The organism is Halobium salinum (genome assembly GCF_026586625.1).
Taxonomy (GTDB): domain Archaea; phylum Halobacteriota; class Halobacteria; order Halobacteriales; family Haloferacaceae; genus Halobium; species Halobium salinum.
The window spans coordinates 467359-490514 of sequence record NZ_JAODIW010000010.1 but is presented as its reverse complement, the minus strand read 5'-3'; the positions used below and the strand labels follow the sequence as shown (position 1 = coordinate 490514).

Genomic DNA, 23156 nt, shown 5'->3' with positions numbered 1-23156 from the left:
GCTTTGGCAGGAGGGGTTATAAACAATGGGATGGGTGGGGTGACACCGGTCCACACCCCGGCGCCGGGTCGGAAGGCTTGTGCCGGCCGACCGGGAACCGAGAGCCGTGTCACGTGGCCGGCTGTTCGGGACGCTCTGTTCGCTGGTGCTGCTGGTGAACCTCGCCCGGGTGATGTTCGCTCCCCTCCTCGACGAGTTCATCGGCGTGTTCGGCGTCGGCGAGGCCACCGCCGGCCTGCTCGTCACGCTGGTCTGGGTCGGCAGCGCGCTCCCCCGGGTGCCGACCGGCTGGCTCCTCACGCGCGTCCCCCGACACCGGGTCGTCCTCGCCACCGGCGTCGTGCTCACCGCCGCCTCGCTGTTCACCGCCACCGCGGAGTCGGTGGTCGTCCTCGGCGCCGGCGCGCTGTGTATGGGACTCGCCTCCGGGGCGTACTTCGTCGCCGCCAACCCGCTCATCAGCGAGTTGTACCCCGAGCGGGTCGGCCGGGCGATGGGAATTCACGGCACCGCGAGCCAGGTCGCCGCGGTCGTCGCCGCCCCGTTCGTCGCGCTGGCCGTGGTGTACGACTGGCGACTCGCGTTCGTCGCCGTCGGCGTCGCCGGCGCGGTCGTCACCGTCGCGCTCACCCTGACCGCCCGGGGGGCCGACCTCCCGGCGGCCGGAAGCGCCGACCGCGACCTCCTCGCCGCCGCCCGGGCGCAGTGGCGGGTCGTGCTCACCGGCATCGTCATCCTCGGGCTGACGGGGTTCGTCTGGCAGGGGCTGTTCAACTTCTACGAACTATACATGCGGGCGAAGGGGCTCTCCCCCTCGGCGGCCGGCACCGCAATCACGGTCGTGTTCGCCGCCGGCGTCCCCGCGTTCTTCCTCTCGGGCCGACTCGCCGACCGCTTCCCGCTCGTGCCGTATATCCTCGGCGTCGTCGGCTCCTTCGCCGCCTGTCTCCTCGCCCTGACGTACGTCGAGGGGGTCGCCGCCGTGCTCGTCGTCACCGCCGCCGTGGGGTACGTCATCCACAGCCTCTTCCCGGCGATGGACACCTATCTGCTCGATACGCTCCCGGACCACCACCGCGGGAGCGCCTACTCGGTGTACAGCTTCGGGATGATGGTACTCCAGTCGACCGGGTCGTCGGCCGTCGGGGCGCTGGCGGAGTCCGGGGTCGCGTACGACGCGCTCTTCTTCGTGTTCGCGCTCGGGCTGGTGGCGGTGGTCGTCGTGCTCGGCGGGCTGTATCGGCTCGGTCGCCTACCCTCGTGACCCACCGTCGGTAGCTGCTCACGGCCCCCTCCGGAAGGACTCTCCCTCGAGTTGTCGACGCCGACGAGCACCCCGAGCGCTCGGTGGTTTTCGAGAGTCTGCGACGCGTCGGGTCCGAGTGCCACCGACGAACCGACTTCGAGAGTCTCCGACGAACCGGCTTCGAGAGCCACTGGAGAGCCGGTCACCCGTCCCGACCGCGAACTCCCGAACACACCCGTCTCCGTCACGTCTTTACCCCACCACTCCCGAACCCCGGCTAATGGAGTACGTGCAGGAGCGAATCACCACGCTCCACGACCTCGGGCTCGTCCGGGAGCCCGGAGGACTCGACGCCCCCACCGACGACACGGTCGTCGTCGTCCCTATGACCGAGCGGGAGTACGCCGGTCTCGCCGCCGAGCGCGTGCTCGCCGAACTCGAACGCGTCGACCCCGCGCGGGTCGTCGTCCCGCTCCGGGCGCCGGCCGAGCGAGCCGGCCCGTTTCGCGACTGGCTCGCCGAGTTCGACCTCGACCTCGACGTGCTGTGGTGTGACGGCCCGCACGTGGCGGCGCTGCTCGCAGACCACGGTCTCGGCGGCGCACGAGGAAAAGGTCGGGACGTGTGGCTCGCACTGGGGCACGCCCTCGCGGGCGACCAGAGATACGTGGTGTGTCACGATGCCGACACCCGGTCGTACCGCGCCGACTACGTCCCCCGCCTCCTCTTCCCGCTCTCCCGCGGCCACGAGTTCTCGAAGGGGTACTACGCCCGCGTCGAGAACGGCCGGCTGTACGGCCGGCTCTTCCGGCTGTTCTACGTCCCGCTCGTCCGGGCGCTCGCCGACGCCCACCACGCGCCAGTGGTCGACTACCTCGACTCGTTCAGGTACGCGCTGGCAGGGGAGTTCGCCGCCACCGCGGACCTCGCCGCCGAACTGCGCATCGAGCGCTCGTGGGGGCTGGAGGTGGGCACCCTCGCCGACGCCTTCCGGGTCGCCGGCGTCGAGGGGTCGGCGCAGGTCGACCTCGGGCGCTACGAGCACGACCACCGCGCCGTCGGGGGGCCGACGGGGCTCTCGGACATGAGCGAGGCCGTCGGCGAGGCGCTCCTCCGGACCGTTGAGGGCGCCGGCGTCGCCCCCGACTACGACACGCTGGGCGACCGGTACCTGACGACTGCCCGGGGGCTCGTCGACTCGTACGCGGCCGACGCGGCGTTCAACGCCCTCGACTACGACCGCGCCGGCGAGCGCGAACAGGTCGAACAGTACGCCGAGGCGATCTCCCCGCCCGGCGAGGATACGCGCCTGCCGGCGTGGACCGACGCACCGTTCGACGCCGAGGCGGTGGTCGCGGCCGCGACCGACGACCTCGCGGAGGTGTGCTGATGGGGGACAGAGCCGAGAGAGATACCGACGTACCCGAGGAGACGTACGACGAACTCGCCGGCGTCGTCGACCTCTTCGGGGCGCTCACCCGCGCGGAACTCGAACGCGCGCTCGACGAACTTGCGTTCAAACAGGGGGCGGACGCCGACACCGAAGCGCTCGCGGCAGCCGTCGACGACGCCGTGGAGCGGTACTACCTCGTGGAGTTCGAGCCCGAAGACGGGGTCGCCGGCGCGCCGGACGGCGCCACACTCCTGGCCGTCGGCCCGGTCGCGTTCCCCGTCCTCCCCGAGAACGCCGAGGACCTCCCGCTCATTCTCGACGTGCCCGAGCGGACGGTCGACCGAGCGGTCGTCGGGGAGCGGGCGGCCGACAGGTTGGTGCGCGACGCAGAGGCGGCGGTGAGCGACGACGAGGCCGACGGTCGCCGGCTCGAGCGCCTGCTCGACGTGGCCTACGACGTCGAGGCGTGGGCGCCGGTGGAGGCGACTGCGGCCCGGGAGACTCTGGACGAAGCCCTCGAAGCCCTCGAAGCTAAGAGCGAGGGGGAACTGGAGTGAGTATGGACTTAGCGGGCGTGCGAGCACACCGGCCGGCCTCGGTCGACGACGCCGAGCGACAGGCGGCGGTCGTCGCGCCGGTGCTCGACCGGGACGACGAGCCGCACGTCCTCTTTACCAAGCGCGCGGACCACCTGGGCCAGCACCCCGGCCAGATGGCGTTTCCAGGGGGCGGCCGGGAGCCAAGCGACGACGACCTCCTGGCGACCGCCCTGCGCGAGGCCGAAGAGGAGATCGGCCTCCTCCCGACGGAGGCCGACGTGGTCGGCCGCCTCGACGATATCGCGACCGTCACCGACTACTCCGTCCGCCCGTTCGTCGCGCGGATTCCGGACCGCGAGTACACTCCCGACGAGCGGGAGGTCGCCGAAATCGCCGTGCTCGCGGTCGCCGACCTCGTCGACCGCGAGAACTACGAGTCCGAGCATCGGGACCATCCCCACTACGGGGAGGTCCGCCTCCACTTCTTCCACGTCGACGGCTACACCGTCTGGGGGGCGACGGCCCGGATGCTCGTCCAACTGCTCGAGTTGACGACCGACTGGCGGATGCCCGCGGAGGTCGACCGCGTCGTCGACCCCGACGCCGACCTGCCGCTGTGACGGTCGACCGGCGGACGCCCGTCCGGCGCGGGAGGCCACAACCGTTTCGCGGGGGACGGGCGTACCCCTCGAGTAAGAATGTTCTCAGACGCCGACATCGACCCCTTCGAGAACCGGGGTCGACTCGCCTGGTGGCTGTTCGTCGCCGTCCTCGGGGCGGCAGCCGCCTACATCGCCTACTCCTTCGTCGGGATGCTCGTCCTCGGCGTCTTCGGCTACTACGCGACTCGCCCCGTCTTCCGTCGACTCGGTGAGGTCGTCGACTCGGACCGCATCGCCGCCGGGGTGACCGTCTCGCTCGTCGTCGTCCCCATCGTCGGCCTGTCGTTGTACGCGGGGTTCCAACTGGTCCAGCAGGCACAGGGGCTGTTGCTCGAGTCCACCGGGCTGGTCAAACTTCTCCAGCAGTACTTCGGCTTCGGGTCGCTTCCCAGCGGGCAGCGCGAGCGGCTGCTGACCCTCCTCCAGAACCCGAGGGGCCTCGTCAGTCAGCCGGGTCAGTCGGCGCGCTCGCTACTTCAGACGGGGGGCGCTGCGGCGTCGGCGGTGTTCGGCACGCTGCTGTTGCTGGCGCTCTCGGTCGTCATCTCGTACGCGCTGCTCGTCCGCGAGTCGGGCCTCTCCGACGCGCTGGTCGAACTGTTCGGGGGGCGCGACAGCACGGCGTACGCCTACGCGGTCGCCGTCGACCAGGACCTCGAGTCCGTCTTCTTCGGCAACCTCCTGTTCGTCCTCGTGATGACGGTCATCGCGGCGGTCGCCTACGGGGCGACGAACCTCCTCGCGCCGGAGGGGGTGGCCGTCCCGATGCTGTTCGTCCTCGCCTTCCTGACGGGCGTCGCGAGCCTCATCCCGGTCGTGGTCGGCAAGGTGGTGTACCTCCCGGTCGTCGCCTCCCTCGCCTACCAGACGCTGGGGAGCGGCGGCGGGAGCGGGGGGCTCCTCTTCGTCGCCGGCGCGCTCGTCGCCTACGTCGTCCTCCTCGACCTCGCCCCGCAGGCGCTCATCCAGCCGTACGTCACGGGCCGACAGCTCGACATGCTTCTCCTGATGTTCGGCTACATCCTCGGACCCATCCTGCTCGGCTGGTACGGGTTCTTCCTCCTGCCCATCGTCTTCATCGTGATGCTGGAGGCGGTCCGCATCGTCCTCCCGGAACTGGTCCACGGGCGGCCGCTGACACAGGGGGTCGACCTGGCCGAGGACGTGGGGACGAACCCGCGCGACCAGGACGACGTCCCCACCGAATAGCGGGGTCGGCGGACGGCGGACTCGAACCCGCGAGCCAGCGCCGTCTCGCGCGGCCCGCCCGAACGCCGTTTCAGTCGCCGTCGCACACTTAACGTCTGACGTACCTTTATGAACTCACAGACGGGGGTTAGTGCCATGAGCAACAGGGTGGAGGAACTCGAAGCCAAAGTGTCGGAGCTACAAGCGGCGGTCGACGGGCTCACCGAGGAGCTGGTCGAGACCAAAGAACGCGTCCGCCAACTCGAATCGCAGGTCGAGGTCGACGTCGAGACGGCCCCGTCGAGCCCTGGTGCGAACCGGTCGGCCGAGGACGAGACCACCCCCGACGTGGGGAGCGAGGTCGTCGACGGCGAACCCGCGAGCGACGGGTCTAAAGCCGAGGAGAGCGAGGGGTCGAACGACGAGACGGAGTCCGAGTCCGAGTCCGACGGCAGCGACATCATCGTCGCGTAAGCTCGCGACTCCTCTCACCGCGAGCACAGATGAACTGCGTTCATCGAGGCCTCCGGCAGGAGGCCGACTGAGACAACCAATGCACATCAAAGAGCTAGTTCTCGACAACTTCAAGAGCTTCGGGCGAAAGACCCGAATCCCGTTCTACGAGGATTTCACGGTCGTCACCGGGCCCAACGGGTCGGGGAAGAGCAACATCATCGACGGCGTGCTGTTCGCACTCGGCCTCGCCCGCACCCGGGGCATCCGCGCGGAGAAACTGACCGACCTCATCTACAACCCCGGCCACGAGGACGGCGCGTCCGCGCCCGACACCCGCGAGGCCGAGGTGACGGTCGTCCTCGACAACGCCGACGCCACCTTGGACCGGACGCAGGTGGTCAACGCCGCCGGCACCGAGAACGTCGGCGACGTGGACGAAATCACCATCACGCGCCGGGTGAAGGAAACCGAGGACAACTACTACTCCTACTACTACCTCAACGAACGTTCGGTGAACCTCTCCGACATCCAGGACCTGCTCGCACAGGCCGGGGTGACGCCGGAGGGGTACAACGTCGTCATGCAGGGCGACGTGACCGAAATCATCCAGATGACCCCCTACGAGCGCCGGGGTATCATCGACGAAATCGCCGGCGTCGCCGAGTTCGACGCGAAGAAGGAGGCCGCCTTCGAAGAGTTGGAGACGGTCGAAGAGCGCATCGACGAGGCCGACCTCCGCATCGAGGAGAAAGAGGAGCGCCTCGGCCAACTCGAGGACGAGCGCGAGACGGCACTCGAGTACAAGTCCCTCCGCGAGGAGCGAGAGGAGTACGAGGGGTACCTCAAGGCCGCCGAACTCGAGGACAAGCGCGAGGACCTCGAACGCACCCGGGAGAAGGTCGCGTCCCGGGAGGCAGACCTCGAAGAACTGCAGTCCGAACTCGACGAGAAGCAGGGTCGCGTCACCCGCCTCGACGACGAACTCGAGGCGCTCAACCGCGACATCGAGCGCAAGGGCGAGGACGAACAGCTCAGAATCAAGAGCGAGATAGAGTCCGTCAAGGGCGACGTCTCCCGGCTCGAAGGGAAAATCGAGACCGCCCGCGAGCGCATCGACGACGCCGAGAACGAGCGCCGACAGGCGTTCGTCGAGATCGACCGCAAGGACGAGCAGATCGAGGAGTACGAAGGCGAGATTCGCTCGGTGAAGGTCGAGAAGGCCTCGGTCAAGAGCGACATCGCCTCGAAGGAGACCGACCTGAAGGAGGTCGAGGCCGAAATCGACAGCGTCGACACCGAGTTCGACGAGCTGAAAGCCGACCTCGCCGAGAAGAAAGAAGAACTGGAGGCGCTCAAGACCGAGAAGAACGACCTCCAGCGCGAGAAGGACCGCCTGCTCGACGACGCCCGCCGCCGGTCGAACGAGATCAGCGAGACGCGCGACGCCATCGCCGAGGCGAAAGAGCGCATCCCCGAACTGGAGAAGCGCGTCTCGGACCTCCACAGCGAACTCGACAAGGCCGAGAAGAACAAGTCGAAGGTCCAATCGGCCATCAACGACCTGCGCGACGAGCGCCGGGAGTACAAGTCCGAACTGAAGGAGGTCGACGAGCAGATTCGCCGGAAACAGTCCCAGTACGCCGAACTCGAATCGGCGGCGGGCAAGCGCGGCGACAACTCGTGGCCGCGTGCGGTGACGACGGTCCTGAACGGCGGGCTCGACGGCGTTCACGGCGCCGTCGGGCAACTCGGCGGGGTCGTCCCCGAGTACGCCGAGGCGTGTGAGACCGCCGCGGGCGGTCGGCTGGCGAACGTCGTCGTCGACGACGACAGCGTCGGCTCCCGGTGTATCGACTACCTCAAGTCACGCAACGCCGGTCGAGCGACGTTCCTCCCCATCACGAAGATGGACGACCGGAGCCTCCCCCGGAAGCCGAACAAGCCCGGCGTCGTCGACTTCGCGCGCAACCTCGTCGACTACGATGCGCAGTACGAGTCCATCTTCTCGTACGTGCTCGGCTCGACACTGGTGGTCGAGGACATGGAGACGGCGCGGAGCCTGATGGGGAGCTACCGGATGGTCACCCTCGACGGCGACCTCGTCGAGAAGTCCGGCGCCATGACCGGCGGCTCCGGCGGCGGCTCCCGGTACTCCTTCTCGAAGTCCGGGAAGGGTCGGCTGGAGCGAATCGCCGAGGAGCTCTCGGAACTGGAGGACCGCCGCCAGACCCTCCAGTCACAGGTCGACGAGGTGGAGTCGAAGATAGACGACGTGCGCGACCGGCAGTCCGACGCGACCGAGAAGGTGCGCGGCATCGAGACCGACATCGAGCGCGCCCAGGAGAAGCGTGACGAGGCGGAGGACGAAATCGCGGAGCTCGAAGCGCGCATCGAGGAGCTCCAGAACGAACGGGAGTCCGTCGACGCGGAGATGACGGGGCTCGACGAGGCCATCGCCGAGAAGGAGTCCAAGATAGTCGACGTGGAGGCCGACATCGACGACCTCGAGGGGGAACTCGCGGACTCGAAGATTCCCGAACTCACCAGCGAAGCCGACGAGATTCGCGGCGACATCGACGAACTGGAGGACCGGATGGACGAGCTCGACGGCCGGCTCAACGAGCTCCAACTGGAGAAGCAGTACGCCGAGGACAACGTCGACGACCTCCACGACACGGTCGAGACCGCCCAGAACCGCAAGGCGGAGGCCGAGGAGGACATCGCCGAGTTCGAGGCGCGCATCGAGGAGAAGGAGGCGACCCTCGAGGAGAAACACGCGGCCGTCGCCGAACTCGAAGAAGAACTCGAGGACCTCAAGGCCGAGCGCGAGGAACTCCAGGGTCGCCTGCGCGAGGCCAAGGAGGAGCGCGACGAGAAGAAGGACGCCGTCTCGCGCGTGGAGAACGCCCTCTCCGGGCTGCGAAACTCCGTCGAGCGCCTGGAGTGGGAGATAGACGAACTCGAGGCCGAGGTCGGCGACTACGACCCCGAGGACGTCCCCTCCCACGACGAAGTCGAGCGCACGGTCGAGCGACTCACCGAGGAGATGGAGGCGCTCGAGCCGGTCAACATGCTCGCCATCGACGAGTACGACGACGTGAGCGCGGACCTCGCGGACCTGCAGGAGCGCCGCGACGTACTGGTCGAAGAGCGCGACGGCATCACGGAGCGCATCGACCAGTACGAGTCCCAGAAGAAGCGGACGTTCATGGACTCCTACGAAGCCATCAACGACCACTTCGTCGACATCTTCGAGCGCCTGTCGAACGGGTCGGGTGAACTCGTCCTCGAAGACGAGGACGACCCCTTCGAGGGCGGGCTGACGATGAAGGCCCAGCCCGGCGACAAGCCGGTCCAGCGCCTCGACGCGATGAGCGGCGGGGAGAAGTCCCTCACCGCGCTGGCGTTCGTGTTCGCCATCCAGCGGCACAACCCGGCGCCGTTCTACGCGCTGGACGAGGTGGACGCCTTCCTCGACGCCGCGAACGCGGAGCGCGTCGGCGAGATGGTCGACGACCTCGCCGGGCGGGCGCAGTTCGTCGTCGTCTCCCACCGCTCGGCGCTACTCGAGCGCTCCGAGCGCGCCATCGGCGTGACGATGCAGGGCGACAACGTCTCCGCCGTGACCGGGATTCGTCTGGGCGACGACCCGGAGGGCGCGGAGGAGCCCGAGGTGAGCGCGGATGACTGAGGACGGTGACGAGGGTGTCGGTGAGAACGCCGACGCCGACGACGAGTGGGAACCCTCGCTGAACCTCGTCAGCGACCGCGAGGGGGACGGAGCCGGGGACGCCGAGTCGGACGAGGGGGCGGCATTCCCCTCCGGCGGCGACGGCGGGGGAGACGCCGTGACGAAGACCGAGACGAGCGACTCCGGGGCGAACGACGACGCCCGCCCCAATACGGCCGGTGACGCCGGTCCCGAAGCGTTCAGCGAGGCCGAAGCCGCCGGGCTGGACCTCGCCGGCATGCCGGAGGACGTGCCCGAGGACGCCGGCGACGACGAGGTCGAACCCGTCGAGCTGCTCGTCGGGCTGGCGAAGGAGGGCCGCATCGAACCGTGGGACATCGACATCGTCGCCGTCACCGACGCCTTCCTCGAACGGCTCGACGCGACGGACCTCAGAACGTCGGGGCGGGCGCTGTTCTACGCGAGCGTCCTGCTCCGGATGAAGAGCGACGAACTGCTCGCGCCGGAGGAGCCCGAAGAAGCCGAGATGGAGCCGTGGGAGATGGCGATGGAGGGTGGCGAGGCGCCGCCGGACGACGGTCCCTCGGGGTTCGACCCCGTCGACGCCCTCGAGGCCGAGATGGACCGCCGACTCGAACGCAAGCGCGCCCGCGGCTCGCCGGAGACGCTGGACGAACTCGTCCGCGAACTCCGCGACGCGGAGCGCGACACGTGGTGGAAGGAGTCCCGCGAGTACGACACGAGCGGCTCCCCCCGCGGCTACAGCCGCGGCACGCAGACGCTGGACTACCACTCGGCGGACGACCTGCGACGGGACGAGGAGCCCTCCGAGGCGGACGTGACGGGGACGACCCACGACGAGCACATCGAGACGACCATCGAGGAGGTGAACCGCGTCCTGAACGAGCAGTACGACGCCGGCCGCGAGGAGGTACTGTTCGCCGAGGTTCGCGACGCCGGCGGCCACACCTTCCAGACGTTTCTCGCGTTGCTCTTTCTCGCCCACCGCGGCTACGTCGAACTCAGGCAGGACGAGGTGTTCGGCGACCTCTGGATTCGGAACCCCTCGGCGCCGACGGCCGGCGAGGAAGCGGTCGCCGACTGACGCCGGGGTCGAGCCGGCGTGACGGTGCCGGAGCTCTTCGGTTCGGGTTTCGCCGTCCCGGAGACGGTCGTGGGTCAGGAATAGAGCTACCTGGAGACGGCCGTCGGTCGGGCGTGGCGGTCTACAGCGGGAGCCAGTCGGTCTTCAGCTCCTCCGAGTGGAGCGTCCACCGCTGGTAGGGGTCGCCGTCGATCGACTGCGTCTCGACCGTGGCGTCGAACAGCGATGTGACGTCCTCGCGGAAGCCGTCGGCGGCCGCGGGGAGGTGGTAGTGGGCCATCCCGCGGGACATCCGTACGCGGTCGGTGACGACCTGCAGAAATCGACGGACCGCCGCGGGGTCGGCTCCGGCCGCGAGTCCGTCGAGCGGGTCGAGACAGACTCTGACCTCGCTCGGCTCGGGGTCCGCCACCTCGAAGCGCGAGAGGTGGACGTGGACGTGGCGGGCGGCGGCCGTGAGGTCGCCCGGTTCGGTCCGACTGTACCACGGCGTCTCGCTCTCGCGGGCCCAAGGGACCGACGCGTTCGCCGGTCCGGTGGCGGGCCCGACCGGCTCGACCGGCCCGCGAGGAGCGTCGGGAGCGGCGTCGGAGCCGGCGGCGTCGCTCCGGTCGGGCGCGTCGTCGACCCCCTCGTCGGGTCCGTCGGGTGCGGGGCCGCCGTCGCCGATTGGTCGGCTCGCGGCCGCCGAGCGCGTCCCCTCGGAGGGGACCTCGACGACGCCGACGGACATCGGGTCGCGGCCCCACTGGTCGGCGCGCGATGCGGGCGTCGTCGTCGCTCCGTCTCCGAGGACGAACAGGCGGCGACGGTCCTCGTCGTCGCTCCCCAAGAGTCGGCCGCAGGCCGCGTCGACCTCCGGCACACCGACGAGGAGCACGTTGGCGCCCCTGCGCTTCAGGGCGTGGAGGCGGCGCTCCAGCGTCCGAACGTCTCCTTCCATCGGGGGAGTGTTCTCCGTAGACGTATATAATGTTTCGGAATCGCACAGTTCAACTAGCGGATAGTTCCGGCCGGACACATCGACCAGGTTTCGAGCGCTCGGAAGGTGACGGTTCGGCTTTTCCGGAGCCGAGTCCCGACGGTCGGCGACCGGTCAGCCGTCGAGGTACTGACCGACGAGCGGGTCGACGCGCTCGCGGACCTCGGCGTCGATGGCTTCGGCGGGGGTGTTGACCGTTCCTTCGAGAGCGTGCCCGCAGTCGCAGTCGCGTTCGTCCGGGAGGGTCCGAATCGCGTGCTCGACGGTCTCCTTGATGGCGGTCTCGTTCTCGGCGGCGTTCTCGAGCACTTCGGCGAGGGTCACTTCACTGTCCTCCTTCCACACGTCGTAGTCGGTGACGCCGGCGACGGTGGCGTAGCACATCTCCGCCTCGCGGGCGAGTTTGGCCTCCGGAACCGCGGTCATGCCGACCACGTCCCACCCCTGCGCGCGATAGAACTCGCTTTCGGCGCGCGTCGAGTACTGCGGCCCCTCGATGCAGACGTAGGTGCCGCCCTTCTCGGTCTCGGCGTCGGTGGCCTCCCCGGCCGACTCGTGGAGGTGCTCGACCATGTGCGGGCAGTACGGCTCCGTGATGGGCATGTGGACGACGACGCCGTCGCCGAAGAACGTCGACTGTCGATGCTTGGTCCGGTCGAATATCCCGTCCGGGACGACGAGCGTCTGCGGCGGGAGGTCCTCGCGGAGACTCCCGACCGCGTTCGAGGCGAGGATGCGCTCGACGCCGAGTTCTTTCAGCGCGTAGATGTTCGCGCGGTAGGGGAGGTGCGTCGGCGACTTCTCGTGTTTCGGCCCGTGACGGGGGAGGAAGGCGACCTTGACGCCGGTGTCGCCGAACTCGCCGACGGTGACCGGCGCCGACGGCTCGCCGTAGGGGGTCTCGACGGTCTCCTCGCGCGTGTCGTTCAGGGGGAGCGCCTCGTAGATGCCGCTCCCGCCGATGAAGCCGACTGTCATGGTGGGGTGTGCGCGGACCACCCACGTAAAGGGTGGTCGTTCGAGGCGGGGCGGTGGACGCGCAACAGCGGGGGACGGCCCACAGCGTTACCCGCACGAGCCCCGAACCCCTCCGTCGATGACGGACGCCGAACTCACCTGTGACACCTGCGGGGAGTCCTTCACGCTGAACGACCCCGACGGCCCGAAGGTGGCCTGTCCGGGCTGTGGCGAGTACGTGACCGTACCGGAGGACGCGAGGTAGGACCGTTGGCGGTCGGCCTCCGACCCAATCCGCGCCGGCCCCACGCACCCCGATAACACGGGTCGGGAGCCTTGAAATAGGGGGAGTCCGTCGATTCGAGAGTGTCTTCGAGCGTCGCCGACAACGAGTTGACGGAAGGTGACCTGGTCGGACCCATGGTCCGGCTGGCGTGGCCGATGGTGGTCATCCAGCTGCTGCAGGTCGCCTACAACCTGGCCGACACGTTCTGGCTGGGTCGGCTCTCCGCGACCGCGGTCGGCGCCATCTCGCTCGCCTTTCCGCTCATCTTCTTTCTCATCTCGGTCGGCGGCGGGTTCACCGCGGCGGGGGCCATCCTCGTCGCCCAGCACCGCGGGGCCGGCGGCGACACGGCCGCAGGCCTCGTGGCCGGGCAGACCATCTCCTTCGTGGGCCTGGTGTCGATAGGGCTCGCGCTCCTCGGGTACTTTCTGACCGACCCCTTGCTCTCCCTGCTGCCGACCGACGCGGAGACGGGTGCGGTGCTCGTCCCGATGGCGACCGACTATATGGAGGTGTTCATGCTCGGGACGCCCGCGCTCTTCGGGTTCTTCGTGTTCGTCTCGCTCATGCGCGGGTACGGCAACACGCGGACGCCGATGCGCATCATGATGGTGTCCGTCGCGGTGAACGTCGTCCTCGACCCGCTGCTCATCTTCGGTGTCGGCCCGTTCCCGCGCCTGGAGATAGTCGGCGCCGCGTACGCCACCATCTTCGCGCGCTTCGTCGCCACGGTTCTCGGGTTCTACGTCCTGTTCGGGACGGGCGTCGGCCCCGACATCCGGCGGGAGCATCTGCGCCCGCGCTACGAGCAGGTCAAGGACATCGTCGACCTCGGCGTCCCGACGGCCATCGAGCAGTCGACCACGTCGCTCGCGCTGGTTGTGATGACGGTACTCGTCGCGTCGTTCCCGCCGGCGGTCGTCGCCGCCTACGGCCTCGGCAACCGGCTCATCTCGCTCGTCTTCCTCCCCGCCATCGGGCTGGGCCAGGCCGTCGACACCGTCGTCGGCCAGAACCTCGGCGCCGACCGGCCGGACCGCGCCGAGCGCGCGACGTACCTCGCGGTGAAACTCGTCGTCGGGGTGATGGTCGTCGTCGCCGTCGTGGTCGCGCTGTTTCCCGACCCCATCGTCACGGTGTTTCTCCCCCCGGACACGCCGGCCGCGGAGGCCACTCTCGGCTACGCTCGGAGTTACCTCCGCATCTCGACGGTGATGTTCGCGTTCATGGGGACCCGACACGTCGTGCTCGGCGCGTTCCGCGGGGCCGGTAACACCCGTACCGCGCTGGCGTTCTCGCTGCTGACGTTCGCCGGTCTGCGGGTGCCGCTGACCTACGCGTTCGCGTTCCTCCTCGACATGGGCGCGACCGGTATCTGGGTCGGCGTCGCCGCCGCGGACGTGGTCGCCGCGCTGGCGGCGCTCGCCTGGTTCACCCGCGGCACGTGGAAGGAGGCCGTCGTCGACGACGGCCCGGGCGGCCCCGGCGGGTCGGAGGCGGCACCCTCGGAGTCGTCCGGGCCGGAGGCAGGGTCCGGGTCGGAAGGTGCGGCGGTGACCGACGACGACTGAGCGCAACGACGCCGAGCAGTCCCGTCTGCTCGGCACTCGCTGACGCGGTGATGTAGACGACCACCGGGACTGAGCGCAACGACGAGCGCGCATTCGTGCGCGGCCGACTCGCTGACGCGGTAGTGTGGCGACTCCCAGGAGGCTACGTCACGGCGTCGAGTCGTCCCACGGCCCCGTCGCCGACCCCGAACCGGGGCCGGCGACCGGCGAGGGGAACGTCCTCAGAACACGACTCCGGCCTGCAGGAACACGATGAGCCCCGTCAGTAGCGGGACGCTCGCGAGCGTCGTGACGAGCACCACCGTGCTGACGTATTCGGCGACCCGACCGTCGGTCCCGTCGGGGGAGAACTCGGCGACCAGCACGAGCGGCGTGACCGCCGCCGGCATCGCACACTCGAGGACGAACACCCGCGCCACGTCGGCGTTCTCGAAGCCGAGCGCGAGCGCGATGCCGACCGCGACGACGGGGGCGACGCCGAGTTTGAGGACGCTCGCGGGGACGGCGCTCCGAAGCGTGGTGCCCGACTCACGGCGGGCGAGTTGGAGTCCGAGGATGAGGAGCATCACGGGGATGGAGGCGTCGCCGACGAGTTTGAGGGTCGACATCGCCGCCGAATCCACCGGGGGGACGACGCCCAGATATCGGGCGAGCAGCGCCGCGGCGACCGCGTAGACGAGCGGTACCCGCAGCGCCTGCCCGACGCCGTCGAACCGGCTGCCACGGCCGCGGGAGGCGACGACGACGCCGACCGTGTACATCACCATGGCCTCGACGGCGATGTAGACCACCGCCGTCGACCGCCCGACGGCGCCGAAGGCGAACGCCGAGACGGGGATGCCGAAGTTGCCGGCGTTGGGGAACGTACTCGACAGCGTGAACGCGCCGAGCAGGGGCGCGGTCTCGCCACGCAACCGGCCCACGGCTTCGGCGAGTCCGAGCATCAGAACCGAGTAGGCGACGACGCCCCCGCCGATGCGGGCGAGCGCGCCGCCAGCCAGGTCGGTGGTCGCGAGGCTGTGGAGGACGAGCGCGGGCGCGAGGACGTAGACGGTGACGGTGTTCAGCGGCCCGGGGTCGACGTCGGCGCGGCGGCCCAGCAGGTAGCCGACGCCGGCGATGGCGACGATGGGGAGGATGGCGGTCGCGAAGACCGAGAACAGGTCGGACACTCGAATCGTGAACTCGGAGACGGAGGGCGCTTACGCGTCCGGCCGGTCCTCGACGAGGCGCCACGCGTCGCCGTCGACGCGTTCGACGACCCCCCGGCGTTCCATCTCGCCGAGCACCTCCCCCAGCCGGTTGGGTTGGGCGATCTCCATCTCGATGCGGTCCACGTTGTGGAACGTCGACAGGTAGTGGCGCACCTCCTCCTTCGTGAACCGGTCCGTCTCCGCACGCTCCATCGCGCTGGAGATGAGGTCGAGCATGTCCTCGATGAAGTTCCAGGGGTACACCATCCAGGTCCACTCCTCGAGGCGCTCGCCGACGTAGTCGGGTTCAAACTCGCTAGTCTGGAGGAGCTGGAGGGTGGCCGTCCGGACCTCGCCGGCGTCGCGCTCGCGCACGTACTCGTCGGCGCGCTTGATGGAGCCGCCGGTGTCGGCGATGTCGTCGATGATGAGCACGTCCTTGCCCTTGACGCTCCCCTCCGGCATCGGATAGCGGACCTCCGGCTCGTCGGACTTCTGGGCCGTCCCGACGTAGTGTTCCATCTTCAGGCTCGTGAGGTCGTCCAGCCCGAGGAAGTCACAGAGACACCGACCGGCGAACCAGCCCCCGCGCGCGAGCGCGACGACCACGTCCGGTTCGAACTCCGACCCCTTCACCTGGTTGCTGACGCCGCGGCAGAGGTCGTAGATGTAGTCCCAGTTGGTGATGGTACAGTCGAAGTCGTCCGGCAGGTCACCCATGGGTTGCCTTCACCGTCCGGAGTGACGGCGAGGACCCATTTAACGTGTATGACTCGTGGCGGTCGGGGGCGATTAATCTCGTCACTTCTGACAGTAGTCGGTGTGTTCGGTCCGGGAAAACAGTTCTACAACGCTCGAAACGGTCCGAAACGGCCGCAACTTCCGGTGGCGGTTATAGTATCCGAACTGGTAGGTGAATCCGTCCGTGTTCGACGACACGGACACACGCTGGCACTCGACTACGGCCGACTCACCGCGACGACCCCACGACCGACCCCGACCCGGGCCGGCGACACGCCGGACTCCGCGGTCGCCGGCCTCGGAGGACCCCGCTCGAGACGGGTCACTCGTCGGTTCGTCGCTACTGACGACGGCATCCCGCAGTCGCGGTCTCAGAACGGATACGGCACGCTCGACGGACGAAGGCGGGCACGGCACGGGAGGGGGTTCCCGTGACCGGCCTCGAGAAACGGTATGGGCATGGCAGCGACGTCGCAGTACACATGGCACGCGAACTGCGACACATCGGGAGGGAACGACACTGACCTGGCGGAACCGCCCGCGCTGGAGGGCGCGGGCGTTCGCCGGAATGCCAGTTGTCGACGCGACTCGCCTCCGCAAATGGGAGCGAGCCGCATCTATCGGTAGCCGCGGGTAGATGGTATAGGCAGTTCCCAAACAGTTTGGTATCCGCGGAAATCCCTCCGGCGCTCGTCGGCACCGACGGGACGCCGACTCCCTCGCGTCGACCTGTCCCGCCGATTCGACACCATCCGAGCTCCGCCGCCATCCAGTTCTGTGTGTCCCGGACCGTCCCGTGCGGCCTCCGACTCCGCCGGGACCACACCGCTCGGAACCGAACCCCACCGGGACCGCAGTCCAGCGGACCACGGTAGCCCCGCGAGCCGTCCCGGTCGACGGGAACCACCGAGAACCGAGGGCAGGCGACTGCGGCTATGGACAATCCTTTATGCGAACCGGCGGTAGGCGGGGGTATGGGACTGTTCGACCGACTCCGGGGCGACGACAACCCCCGGGTCGCCTTCATCGGAATCGACGGGGTTCCGTTCACGCTGCTCAAGGACAACCGGGAGGAGTTCCCGAACTTCGCCGCCCTCGCCGACGAGGGGACCGCCGGCCCCATCGACAGCATCGTGCCGCCGGAGTCCTCCGCCTGCTGGCCGTCGCTCACCACCGGCGTCAACCCCGGTGAGACCGGCGTCTACGGCTTCCAGGACCGCGAGGTCGGCTCCTACGACACCTACGTGCCGATGGGTCGGGACGTACAGGCCACACGCGTCTGGGACCGCGTCGGCGAGAACGGGATGGACGCGACGGTGATGAACGTCCCCGTCACGTTCCCGCCCCAGCGCAACGTCCAGCGCATGGTCAGCGGGTTCCTCTCGCCCGGCGTCGACAAGGCCGCCTACCCCGACGAACTGCGCGACTACCTCGAGTCCATCGACTACCGCATCGACACCAACGCGAAACTCGGCCACCAGGAGGACAAGTCCGAGTTTATGGAGGACGCCCACGAGACGCTCGACAAGCGCTACGAGGCGTTCAGCCACTACATCGAGCAGGACGACTGGGACCTCTTCTTCGGCGTCTTCATGACGACCGACCGGGTGAACCACTTCCTCTTCCGGGACTACGAGCGCGACGAGGCGAACAAGGAGCTGTTCATGGAGTTCTACCGGAAGGTCGACGAGTACGTCGGGAAGATTCGGGACGCCCTGCCCGAGGACGTGACGCTAGTCGTCGCCTCCGACCACGGGTTCACCTCCGAGGACTACGAGGTCCACCTCAACGCGTGGCTCGAGCAGGAGGGGTGGCTCTCCTACCGCACCGACGACCACGAGAGCCTCGAAGACATCGACGACGACGCCCGCGCGTACTCGCTCATCCCCGGACGATTCTACGTCAACCTCGAGGGGCGCGAACCCCGCGGGAGCGTCCCGCAGGACGAGTACGAACGGGTGCGTGACGAACTCAAAGAGGACATCCTCGCGCTCGAGGGTCCGGACGGCGAGCAGGTCATCGACCGCGTCGTCGAGAAGGAGGAGGCGTTCCGCGGCGACCACGACGACATCGCGCCGGACCTCGTCGCCATCCCCGCCCACGGGTTCGACCTCAAAGCCGGCTTCAAGGAACACGGCGACGTGTTCTCCGTCGGCCCGCGCAACGGGATGCACAGCTTCGACAACGCCTCGCTGTTCATCGACGACCCGGGGGCGACCATCGGCGACGCCGACCTCCTCGACATCGCGCCCACCATCCTCGACCTGATGGAGGTCGACTACGCGCGGACGGACTTCGACGGCCGCTCGCTGGTCTGAACCGACTCCGCGTCCTCCGAGGGCCGCCGCTTTCGTCCGAACTTGCAGACGGAGTGGAGAGCGACGGCGCCGGTTCGGACGGCTGTCGGCACCGAACTCACCACAGTCCGACGACGACGAGCGCCGCACCGACGACCAGCAGTCCCACCCCCGCCGCGCGGGTCCCGCGGATGGCAGTCGGCGTCGGCCCCGCGCCGCTCGGATGCCGCGCGTACCGTCGCTCCAGTATCGACTCCGAGTAGGCGCTCACGTAGGCGCCGAGGACGACGAGGTTCACGCCGAGGAGGGCGAGCAACGGCTCCATCGGGTGAACGCGCCGGACGGGGAGAAAAAAGGGTGTCGTTCGGGGGCCGGTTCAGGACCGGTCGAACGGGTTCTCGACGTGGACCGTCTGCTCGCGGTCGGGGCCGACGCCGACGGCGTAGACGGGGGCGTCGACCACGTCGCTGACGTAGTCGAGATACTCTTTGGCGGCCTCGGGGAGCGCGTCGTACCCCGACTCGGCGACCTCGCTCCAGTCGACCTCGGACCACGTGTCGAACTCGCGAAGGACGGGCTCACAGCGCGCCCACTCCTCGGTGGTGGCGGGGATGGTCTCGACCTCCTCGCCGTCGAGCTCGTAGGTGTCGGCGACGAACAGCTCCTCCAGGTCGGCGAGTACGTCGAGGTGGTTGACGGCGACGCCGGTGAACCCGCTCGTGCGGGCGGCGTGGCGCAGCATCGGGGCGTCGAGCCAGCCGATGCGACGCGGGCGACCGGTGACGGTACCGAACTCGCCACCCTTCTCGCGGATGAAGTCGGCGAGCTCCTCCTCGCGGTCGTCGCCGTCGAGTTCCGTGGGGAGCGGTCCCTCGCCGACACGGGAGAGGTACGCCTTCACGATACCGACGACCTCGCCCCTCCCGACGACCGTCGGACCGACGCCCGAGCCGACCGCGGCGGCGCCGGCGGTCGGGTTCGAGGAGGTGACGTAGGGGTAGTTGCCGTGGTCGACGTCGATGAGCGTCCCCTGTGCGCCCTCGAACATGAGCGAGTCGCCCGCCTCGCGACGGCGGTGGAGGAAGTCCCCGCAGTCGACGACCATCCCCTCCTCTTCGAGCCGGCGGCCGATTTCGGCGAACTCCTCGTGGAGGGCGTCCACGTCGCACTCCTCGCCGGCCTCCAGCCCGTACACGTCCTCGATGATGGCTCGCTTCTGGGAGACGGCGTACTCGAGGCGCTCTCTGAGCACGTCCTCGTCGAGGAGGTCGCCGACGCGCACGCCGCGGCGCCCAGCCTTGTCCTCGTAGGTCGGGCCGATGCCGCGCCCGGTGGTGCCGACCTTCACACCCGAGTCGGCCTTCGCCTCCTCCTCGATACCGTCGAGGCGGCGGTGGTACGGGAGGATGACGTGGGCGCGCTTCGCGACGCGCACGTCGGGGTCGAGGCCGCGCTCGCGGAGCGCCTCCAGTTCGTCGAACAGTGTCCGCGGGTTGACGACGCAGCCGTTACCGAGCACGCCCACCTTGTCGCGGACGGCGCCGCTCGGCACCAGCGACAGCTTGTACTCCTCGCCACCCTCGACCACGGTGTGGCCTGCGTTGTCGCCGCCCTGGTACCGGACGACGACGTCGGCGTCCCCACCCCACAGGTCGACGAGGGCACCCTTGCCCTCGTCGCCGAGTTGGGACCCGACGATTGTTACGGTCATGTCCGGGGGGTCGTTCCGAGCGCCGGGTGAAACCGGTTACGGTCGCGGCCGACGAGATGTACACGGGCGTGCCCATGTGATATATCGAATCGACGAGGGTACCCAGTTCCGTGCATCAGCCCGGACGACGTTCCCCGGTCGGGACGACGGTCCGAAACCCGAATTGATAACTACCCTCACGACGAAGTGGCGAATCGATAGCGGGCGGTCACCTCTCCTCGGCGGACAGCAACCTTTAAAAACTCCGGACACAAGGTAACAAATGGCATGATTGACCGACTCGAGAAGGAAGTGGATATGCTCGAACGCCACTTGCAGGTGCTGAAGATGGTCATCGAGAACGAACCCATCGGTATCGTGAAGATGTCGAACGAGACTGGCTACCCGCACCACAAGGTGCGCTACTCCCTGCGCGTGCTCGAAGAGGAGAACCTCATCGAGCCGTCCAGTCAGGGCGCTATTACGACCGAGCGCACGAGCGAGTTCGTCGAGGAGCTCGACGGAAAACTCGACGACATCAACGAGAAACTCTCCTCGATGCGGATCGACGACGCGGCGGAAATCGAGTCCTAACCCCGTTCGACCGAAGTAGTCGTTTTCGCCCTCGTTTCCGCCCCGAGCCGATGCGGTCGCCGTCCGGAGAGCCAGTAGCCAGTTACGTCGGTAGCCCGGAAGCCGCCTACCGGGGTCGGCGAGCAGCGGCGACCGGTCGCGACCGCCCCGCTCAGAGTTCGGGCACGTTGAGGTGGAAGTTCCCCTCGCGGGTCTCTACGAGCCCGAGGTGGTAGCCGCGCTTTCGCGACAGTCGCACGAAGCTCCGCTGTTTCCCGCGGCTGAACAGGCCGCCGCCCGTGGCGTCCGTCGCCGTCTCCAGAGCGCCCGGGTCGAAGTAGCTCGCCGTCACCGAGAACGCGCCGCCGAGCGTGTCGCTCGACTCCTTGAGACGGTTCGCGCGTTCGAGGAGCGACACCATCATCTCCTCCGTCGCCGGGTCCCGCGAGTCGTTCACGTCGGCGACGAGGAGCGGGTTCCCCATCCGGTCGCGGAACACCACGTCGAACGTCTCCCGCTCGCGCTGTTCCTCGCCCTCCTCCTCGTAGCTGAGGGTGACCTCGCCGTCGAGTTCCGCGCGGTCGACCTTCGGGATGGCGTCGAAGAGGTCACCCAGCGCGTTCTGGTTGCCGGTCTCGCCGATTTCGTACAGCAGGTCACCGACGACCCAGTCGACGAATCCGAACTCGATGGTATCGTGGAGGAACGCCTCGAACGGTCGGCCGTCGACGGTCGCCGTCTCGGCGTCGAACCGGGTGTGGTGTTCGATGCGCAGGTTCCCGTTCACCTCTTCGCGCGTCGCGTCGCCCGCGTGCGCCTTCTCCAGGGTCCCGCCGCTCTTCGTGTCGTACCGGATGAAGAGGTTGGTCTCGCGGAGCGCGCGCTCGGCCGGAATCGGCTCCCCGCCGGCGGCGCCGCCCGCCGCACCAGCCGCCGCCCCGCCCGCTCCGCCCGCCGCCCGCGCGTCGGCGAGTTCGGCCTCGAGGCGGTCGACCTCGGCCTCCAGTTCCTCGACGCGCTGGCCCAATCGCGTCGCCTCCTCGCGGTAGCGGTCGCGCTCGTCGGCGGTCTCCTCTCGCAGGCGCTCGGCCTCGTCGCGCTCGGCGCGGACCGACTCGAGGCGTTCGCGGAGTTCGGCCGCCTCGCCGTCCGTCGACTCGTCCGCCCCGGCGCGCGACCGACTCGCCCGACCGGCGGCGCGTCGCTCGGGGGACGGGGGCGTAGCGGACGACCCTCCCGACGAGCCGTCGGACGGCGCGTCGGATGCACCGCGCGGGTCGCGGGACTTCGCGGCCGCTCCGCCGCTCCGACCACTCGACTCCGACGCGTCCGTCGGCGGCGCGCTCTCCTTCGGGTCGAGCGCCGGGATGGAGGTCGCCTCGCGCCACTCCGCCTCCTCCGCGAAGGGGTTCTCGTCCGGCGGCGTCCGGACGCCGTTTCGACCGGCGGAACCGGCGCCGCCGGGGCCGCCGGCCGCATCGCTCGAAGCGCTCCTCTCGGCCGTATCGGCCGGCCCGCTCGTACCGGCCGCGCCCGCGGTCCCGGTGGTCCCACCCGTGCCAGCGGGGGTGGTGTCGTCGGCCGAGTCGGCGTCGGCGGCCTCGGACGGTTCGGCCGGCGTCTCGCCCGGCGCTCCGGGACTCGACTCGACGTCCCCGGACCTCGCCGTCGCGGTGTCGCTCTCGGCGCCCGTCCCTGGGTCCTCTCCGTCGGACGGGGTTCCCTCGCTCGCGAGGGGGTCACGGCCGCCCGCGTCGGCCGCGTCGGTCGTGCCCGCCGTCTCGCCCGCCCCGACTGCGTCGGCCTCTCCGGGGTCGGTCTCGCCCGCCTCCTCCCCGTCGAAGGAGACGCCGGCGCCGGCTCCGCCCGCCGCCCCCGCCGCACCCGCGGTACCGGCGGCACCGGTCGGCGAGTCGTCGTCGGTCGTGTCTGTCGGGTCTGTCGGGTCACTCGCGTCGGCCGGGTCGGTCCTCCCGGCCCCCGCGGCCCCTGCGGCGTCAGCCTCGGGTTCGGGGACGTCGACGATGCTGATGGGCACCTCGCGGACCTCGTAGATGCCGACCTCGTCGTCGGCGCGTTCGAACGCCTCGTCGCCGGCGACGAGGTTCCGGCTGTTGCCGACGTAGGCCACGCTCATCGACTTGCCGCCGTAGTAGACGACGTAGTAGTCGCCCGAGAGGACGTTCTCGGACAGCTCGATGTAGCCGGTGAACCCGCCCGAGGAGAGCGTCCCGTCGACCTCCGACAGCGGCGTGTCGTTCGTGTAGTACTGTGCGCGCACGTCGCCGCCCTCCTCCTGCATCGCGTACAGGAGCGGGAGCGCCGGGTCCGGCGCCGCGTAGGCGGTGCCGCTCGCGCCCTCGAACGCCTCGATGGTGCCGTCGACGACCTTGACGACCTTCCCGTTGAGTAGGAACGCCCACGTCGCTCCCGCGGAGACGGCGCCGGTGAACTCGCGGTCGGCGAGCTCGTGGAGCCCGGCGTACCCCCCCGAGAACGGCTCCCCGCCCCACCCGGTGACCGCCTGTTCTGTCTGGTCTCTCATTTGACCGTACTTGTCGACAACCGAGTCAAATACGTTTCGAC

The 23156-nt window shown here is 69.2% G+C and carries 19 protein-coding genes; 12 read left to right on the top strand and 7 right to left on the bottom strand.

Annotation, left to right across the window (positions count from 1 at the left end; all coding sequences use genetic code 11):
* Window positions 1–142: 142 nt before the first annotated feature.
* From N5095_RS21095 to N5095_RS21060, 8 genes are all read left to right on the top strand, one after another.
* Entirely contained in the window at window positions 143–1264 is a 1122-nt protein-coding gene (locus N5095_RS21095) for an MFS transporter (protein ID WP_267625369.1), read from the top strand.
* A gap of 262 nt (window positions 1265–1526) precedes the next feature.
* Window positions 1527–2636, top strand: a complete 1110-nt coding sequence (locus N5095_RS21090; protein WP_267625157.1) for a glycosyltransferase family protein — start codon at window positions 1527–1529, stop codon at window positions 2634–2636.
* On the top strand, window positions 2636–3196 hold the full coding sequence (locus N5095_RS21085) for a DUF7109 family protein (protein ID WP_267625156.1): 561 nt from the start codon (window positions 2636–2638) through the stop codon (window positions 3194–3196). Before N5095_RS21090 ends, N5095_RS21085 begins: the two co-directional genes overlap by 1 nt.
* A gap of 2 nt (window positions 3197–3198) precedes the next feature.
* Entirely contained in the window at window positions 3199–3798 is a 600-nt protein-coding gene (locus N5095_RS21080) for an NUDIX hydrolase (RefSeq protein ID WP_267625155.1), read from the top strand.
* A gap of 78 nt (window positions 3799–3876) precedes the next feature.
* Entirely contained in the window at window positions 3877–5049 is a 1173-nt protein-coding gene (locus tag N5095_RS21075; RefSeq protein ID WP_267625154.1) for an AI-2E family transporter, read from the top strand.
* A gap of 135 nt (window positions 5050–5184) precedes the next feature.
* Window positions 5185–5502, top strand: coding sequence for a DUF7518 family protein (locus N5095_RS21070; RefSeq protein WP_267625153.1), 318 nt, complete (start codon window positions 5185–5187; stop codon window positions 5500–5502).
* A gap of 79 nt (window positions 5503–5581) precedes the next feature.
* Window positions 5582–9175 (top strand): chromosome segregation protein SMC, encoded by a 3594-nt coding sequence (gene smc / locus N5095_RS21065; protein ID WP_390203665.1) that lies wholly within the window; start codon window positions 5582–5584, stop codon window positions 9173–9175.
* On the top strand, window positions 9168–10280 hold the full coding sequence (locus tag N5095_RS21060) for a segregation/condensation protein A (protein WP_390203663.1): 1113 nt from the start codon (window positions 9168–9170) through the stop codon (window positions 10278–10280). The genes smc and N5095_RS21060 overlap by 8 nt, the downstream gene beginning before the upstream one ends.
* Before the next feature lie 121 nt (window positions 10281–10401).
* On the opposite strand, the gene N5095_RS21055 is transcribed toward N5095_RS21060, so the two are convergent.
* Both N5095_RS21055 and mtnP read right to left on the bottom strand, forming a co-directional pair.
* Entirely contained in the window at window positions 10402–11223 is an 822-nt protein-coding gene (locus N5095_RS21055) for a DUF7504 family protein (protein ID WP_267625152.1), read from the bottom strand.
* Between the two features lie 153 nt (window positions 11224–11376).
* Window positions 11377–12240: an S-methyl-5'-thioadenosine phosphorylase gene (mtnP, locus tag N5095_RS21050; RefSeq protein WP_267625151.1), complete on the bottom strand. Its 864-nt coding sequence runs from the start codon at window positions 12238–12240 to the stop codon at window positions 11377–11379.
* A gap of 118 nt (window positions 12241–12358) precedes the next feature.
* On the opposite strand from mtnP, the gene N5095_RS21045 reads away from it, so the two are divergent.
* Together N5095_RS21045 and N5095_RS21040 are read left to right on the top strand one after the other, a co-directional pair.
* A complete protein-coding gene (locus tag N5095_RS21045; RefSeq protein ID WP_267625149.1) occupies window positions 12359–12484 on the top strand; it encodes a hypothetical protein in 126 nt (41 codons plus the stop codon).
* A gap of 101 nt (window positions 12485–12585) precedes the next feature.
* A complete protein-coding gene (locus N5095_RS21040) occupies window positions 12586–14076 on the top strand; it encodes an MATE family efflux transporter (protein WP_308203548.1) in 1491 nt (496 codons plus the stop codon).
* A 221-nt stretch (window positions 14077–14297) separates the two neighbouring features.
* On the opposite strand, the gene N5095_RS21035 is transcribed toward N5095_RS21040, so the two are convergent.
* Complete coding sequence (locus tag N5095_RS21035; RefSeq protein WP_267625148.1) at window positions 14298–15248, bottom strand: AEC family transporter; 951 nt, start codon at window positions 15246–15248, stop codon at window positions 14298–14300.
* Between the two features lie 30 nt (window positions 15249–15278).
* On the bottom strand, window positions 15279–15989 hold the full coding sequence (locus tag N5095_RS21030; RefSeq protein ID WP_267625147.1) for a phosphoribosyltransferase: 711 nt from the start codon (window positions 15987–15989) through the stop codon (window positions 15279–15281).
* A gap of 995 nt (window positions 15990–16984) precedes the next feature.
* Between N5095_RS21030 and N5095_RS21025 the strand changes: the two genes are divergently transcribed.
* On the top strand, window positions 16985–18328 hold the full coding sequence (locus N5095_RS21025; RefSeq protein ID WP_267625146.1) for an alkaline phosphatase family protein: 1344 nt from the start codon (window positions 16985–16987) through the stop codon (window positions 18326–18328).
* A 97-nt stretch (window positions 18329–18425) separates the two neighbouring features.
* Here N5095_RS21025 and N5095_RS21020 read toward each other — a convergent pair whose 3' ends face one another.
* Window positions 18426–18632, bottom strand: a complete 207-nt coding sequence (locus tag N5095_RS21020) for a hypothetical protein (RefSeq protein ID WP_267625145.1) — start codon at window positions 18630–18632, stop codon at window positions 18426–18428.
* Between the two features lie 51 nt (window positions 18633–18683).
* Window positions 18684–20018, bottom strand: a complete 1335-nt coding sequence (locus tag N5095_RS21015) for an adenylosuccinate synthase (protein ID WP_267625144.1) — start codon at window positions 20016–20018, stop codon at window positions 18684–18686.
* Window positions 20019–20285: 267 nt separating this feature from the next.
* Between N5095_RS21015 and N5095_RS21010 the strand changes: the two genes are divergently transcribed.
* A complete protein-coding gene (locus N5095_RS21010; RefSeq protein WP_267625143.1) occupies window positions 20286–20591 on the top strand; it encodes a hypothetical protein in 306 nt (101 codons plus the stop codon).
* 151 nt (window positions 20592–20742) lie between these two features.
* On the opposite strand, the gene N5095_RS21005 is transcribed toward N5095_RS21010, so the two are convergent.
* Window positions 20743–23115 carry a DUF7527 domain-containing protein gene (locus N5095_RS21005; protein WP_267625142.1) on the bottom strand — a complete coding sequence of 791 codons (2373 nt, stop codon included), beginning with the start codon at window positions 23113–23115 and terminating at the stop codon, window positions 20743–20745.
* Window positions 23116–23156: the final 41 nt, after the last annotated feature.

What these genes read in the sequence shown, in the direction of transcription:
- N5095_RS21090 (WP_267625157.1), top strand. Translation starts at nt 1,527, where the DNA reads ATGGAGTACGTGCAGGAGCGAATCACCACGCTCCACGACCTCGGGCTC.
- N5095_RS21085 (WP_267625156.1), top strand. Translation starts at nt 2,636, where the DNA reads ATGGGGGACAGAGCCGAGAGAGATACCGACGTACCCGAGGAGACGTAC.
- N5095_RS21080 (WP_267625155.1), top strand. Translation starts at nt 3,199, where the DNA reads ATGGACTTAGCGGGCGTGCGAGCACACCGGCCGGCCTCGGTCGACGAC.
- N5095_RS21075 (WP_267625154.1), top strand. Translation starts at nt 3,877, where the DNA reads ATGTTCTCAGACGCCGACATCGACCCCTTCGAGAACCGGGGTCGACTC.
- N5095_RS21070 (WP_267625153.1), top strand. Translation starts at nt 5,185, where the DNA reads ATGAGCAACAGGGTGGAGGAACTCGAAGCCAAAGTGTCGGAGCTACAA.
- smc (WP_390203665.1), top strand. Translation starts at nt 5,582, where the DNA reads ATGCACATCAAAGAGCTAGTTCTCGACAACTTCAAGAGCTTCGGGCGA.
- N5095_RS21060 (WP_390203663.1), top strand. Translation starts at nt 9,168, where the DNA reads ATGACTGAGGACGGTGACGAGGGTGTCGGTGAGAACGCCGACGCCGAC.
- N5095_RS21055 (WP_267625152.1), bottom strand. Translation starts at nt 11,223, where the DNA reads ATGGAAGGAGACGTTCGGACGCTGGAGCGCCGCCTCCACGCCCTGAAG.
- mtnP (WP_267625151.1), bottom strand. Translation starts at nt 12,240, where the DNA reads ATGACAGTCGGCTTCATCGGCGGGAGCGGCATCTACGAGGCGCTCCCC.
- N5095_RS21045 (WP_267625149.1), top strand. Translation starts at nt 12,359, where the DNA reads ATGACGGACGCCGAACTCACCTGTGACACCTGCGGGGAGTCCTTCACG.
- N5095_RS21030 (WP_267625147.1), bottom strand. Translation starts at nt 15,989, where the DNA reads ATGGGTGACCTGCCGGACGACTTCGACTGTACCATCACCAACTGGGAC.
- N5095_RS21025 (WP_267625146.1), top strand. Translation starts at nt 16,985, where the DNA reads ATGGGACTGTTCGACCGACTCCGGGGCGACGACAACCCCCGGGTCGCC.
- N5095_RS21020 (WP_267625145.1), bottom strand. Translation starts at nt 18,632, where the DNA reads ATGGAGCCGTTGCTCGCCCTCCTCGGCGTGAACCTCGTCGTCCTCGGC.
- N5095_RS21015 (WP_267625144.1), bottom strand. Translation starts at nt 20,018, where the DNA reads ATGACCGTAACAATCGTCGGGTCCCAACTCGGCGACGAGGGCAAGGGT.
- N5095_RS21010 (WP_267625143.1), top strand. Translation starts at nt 20,286, where the DNA reads ATGATTGACCGACTCGAGAAGGAAGTGGATATGCTCGAACGCCACTTG.
- N5095_RS21005 (WP_267625142.1), bottom strand. Translation starts at nt 23,115, where the DNA reads ATGAGAGACCAGACAGAACAGGCGGTCACCGGGTGGGGCGGGGAGCCG.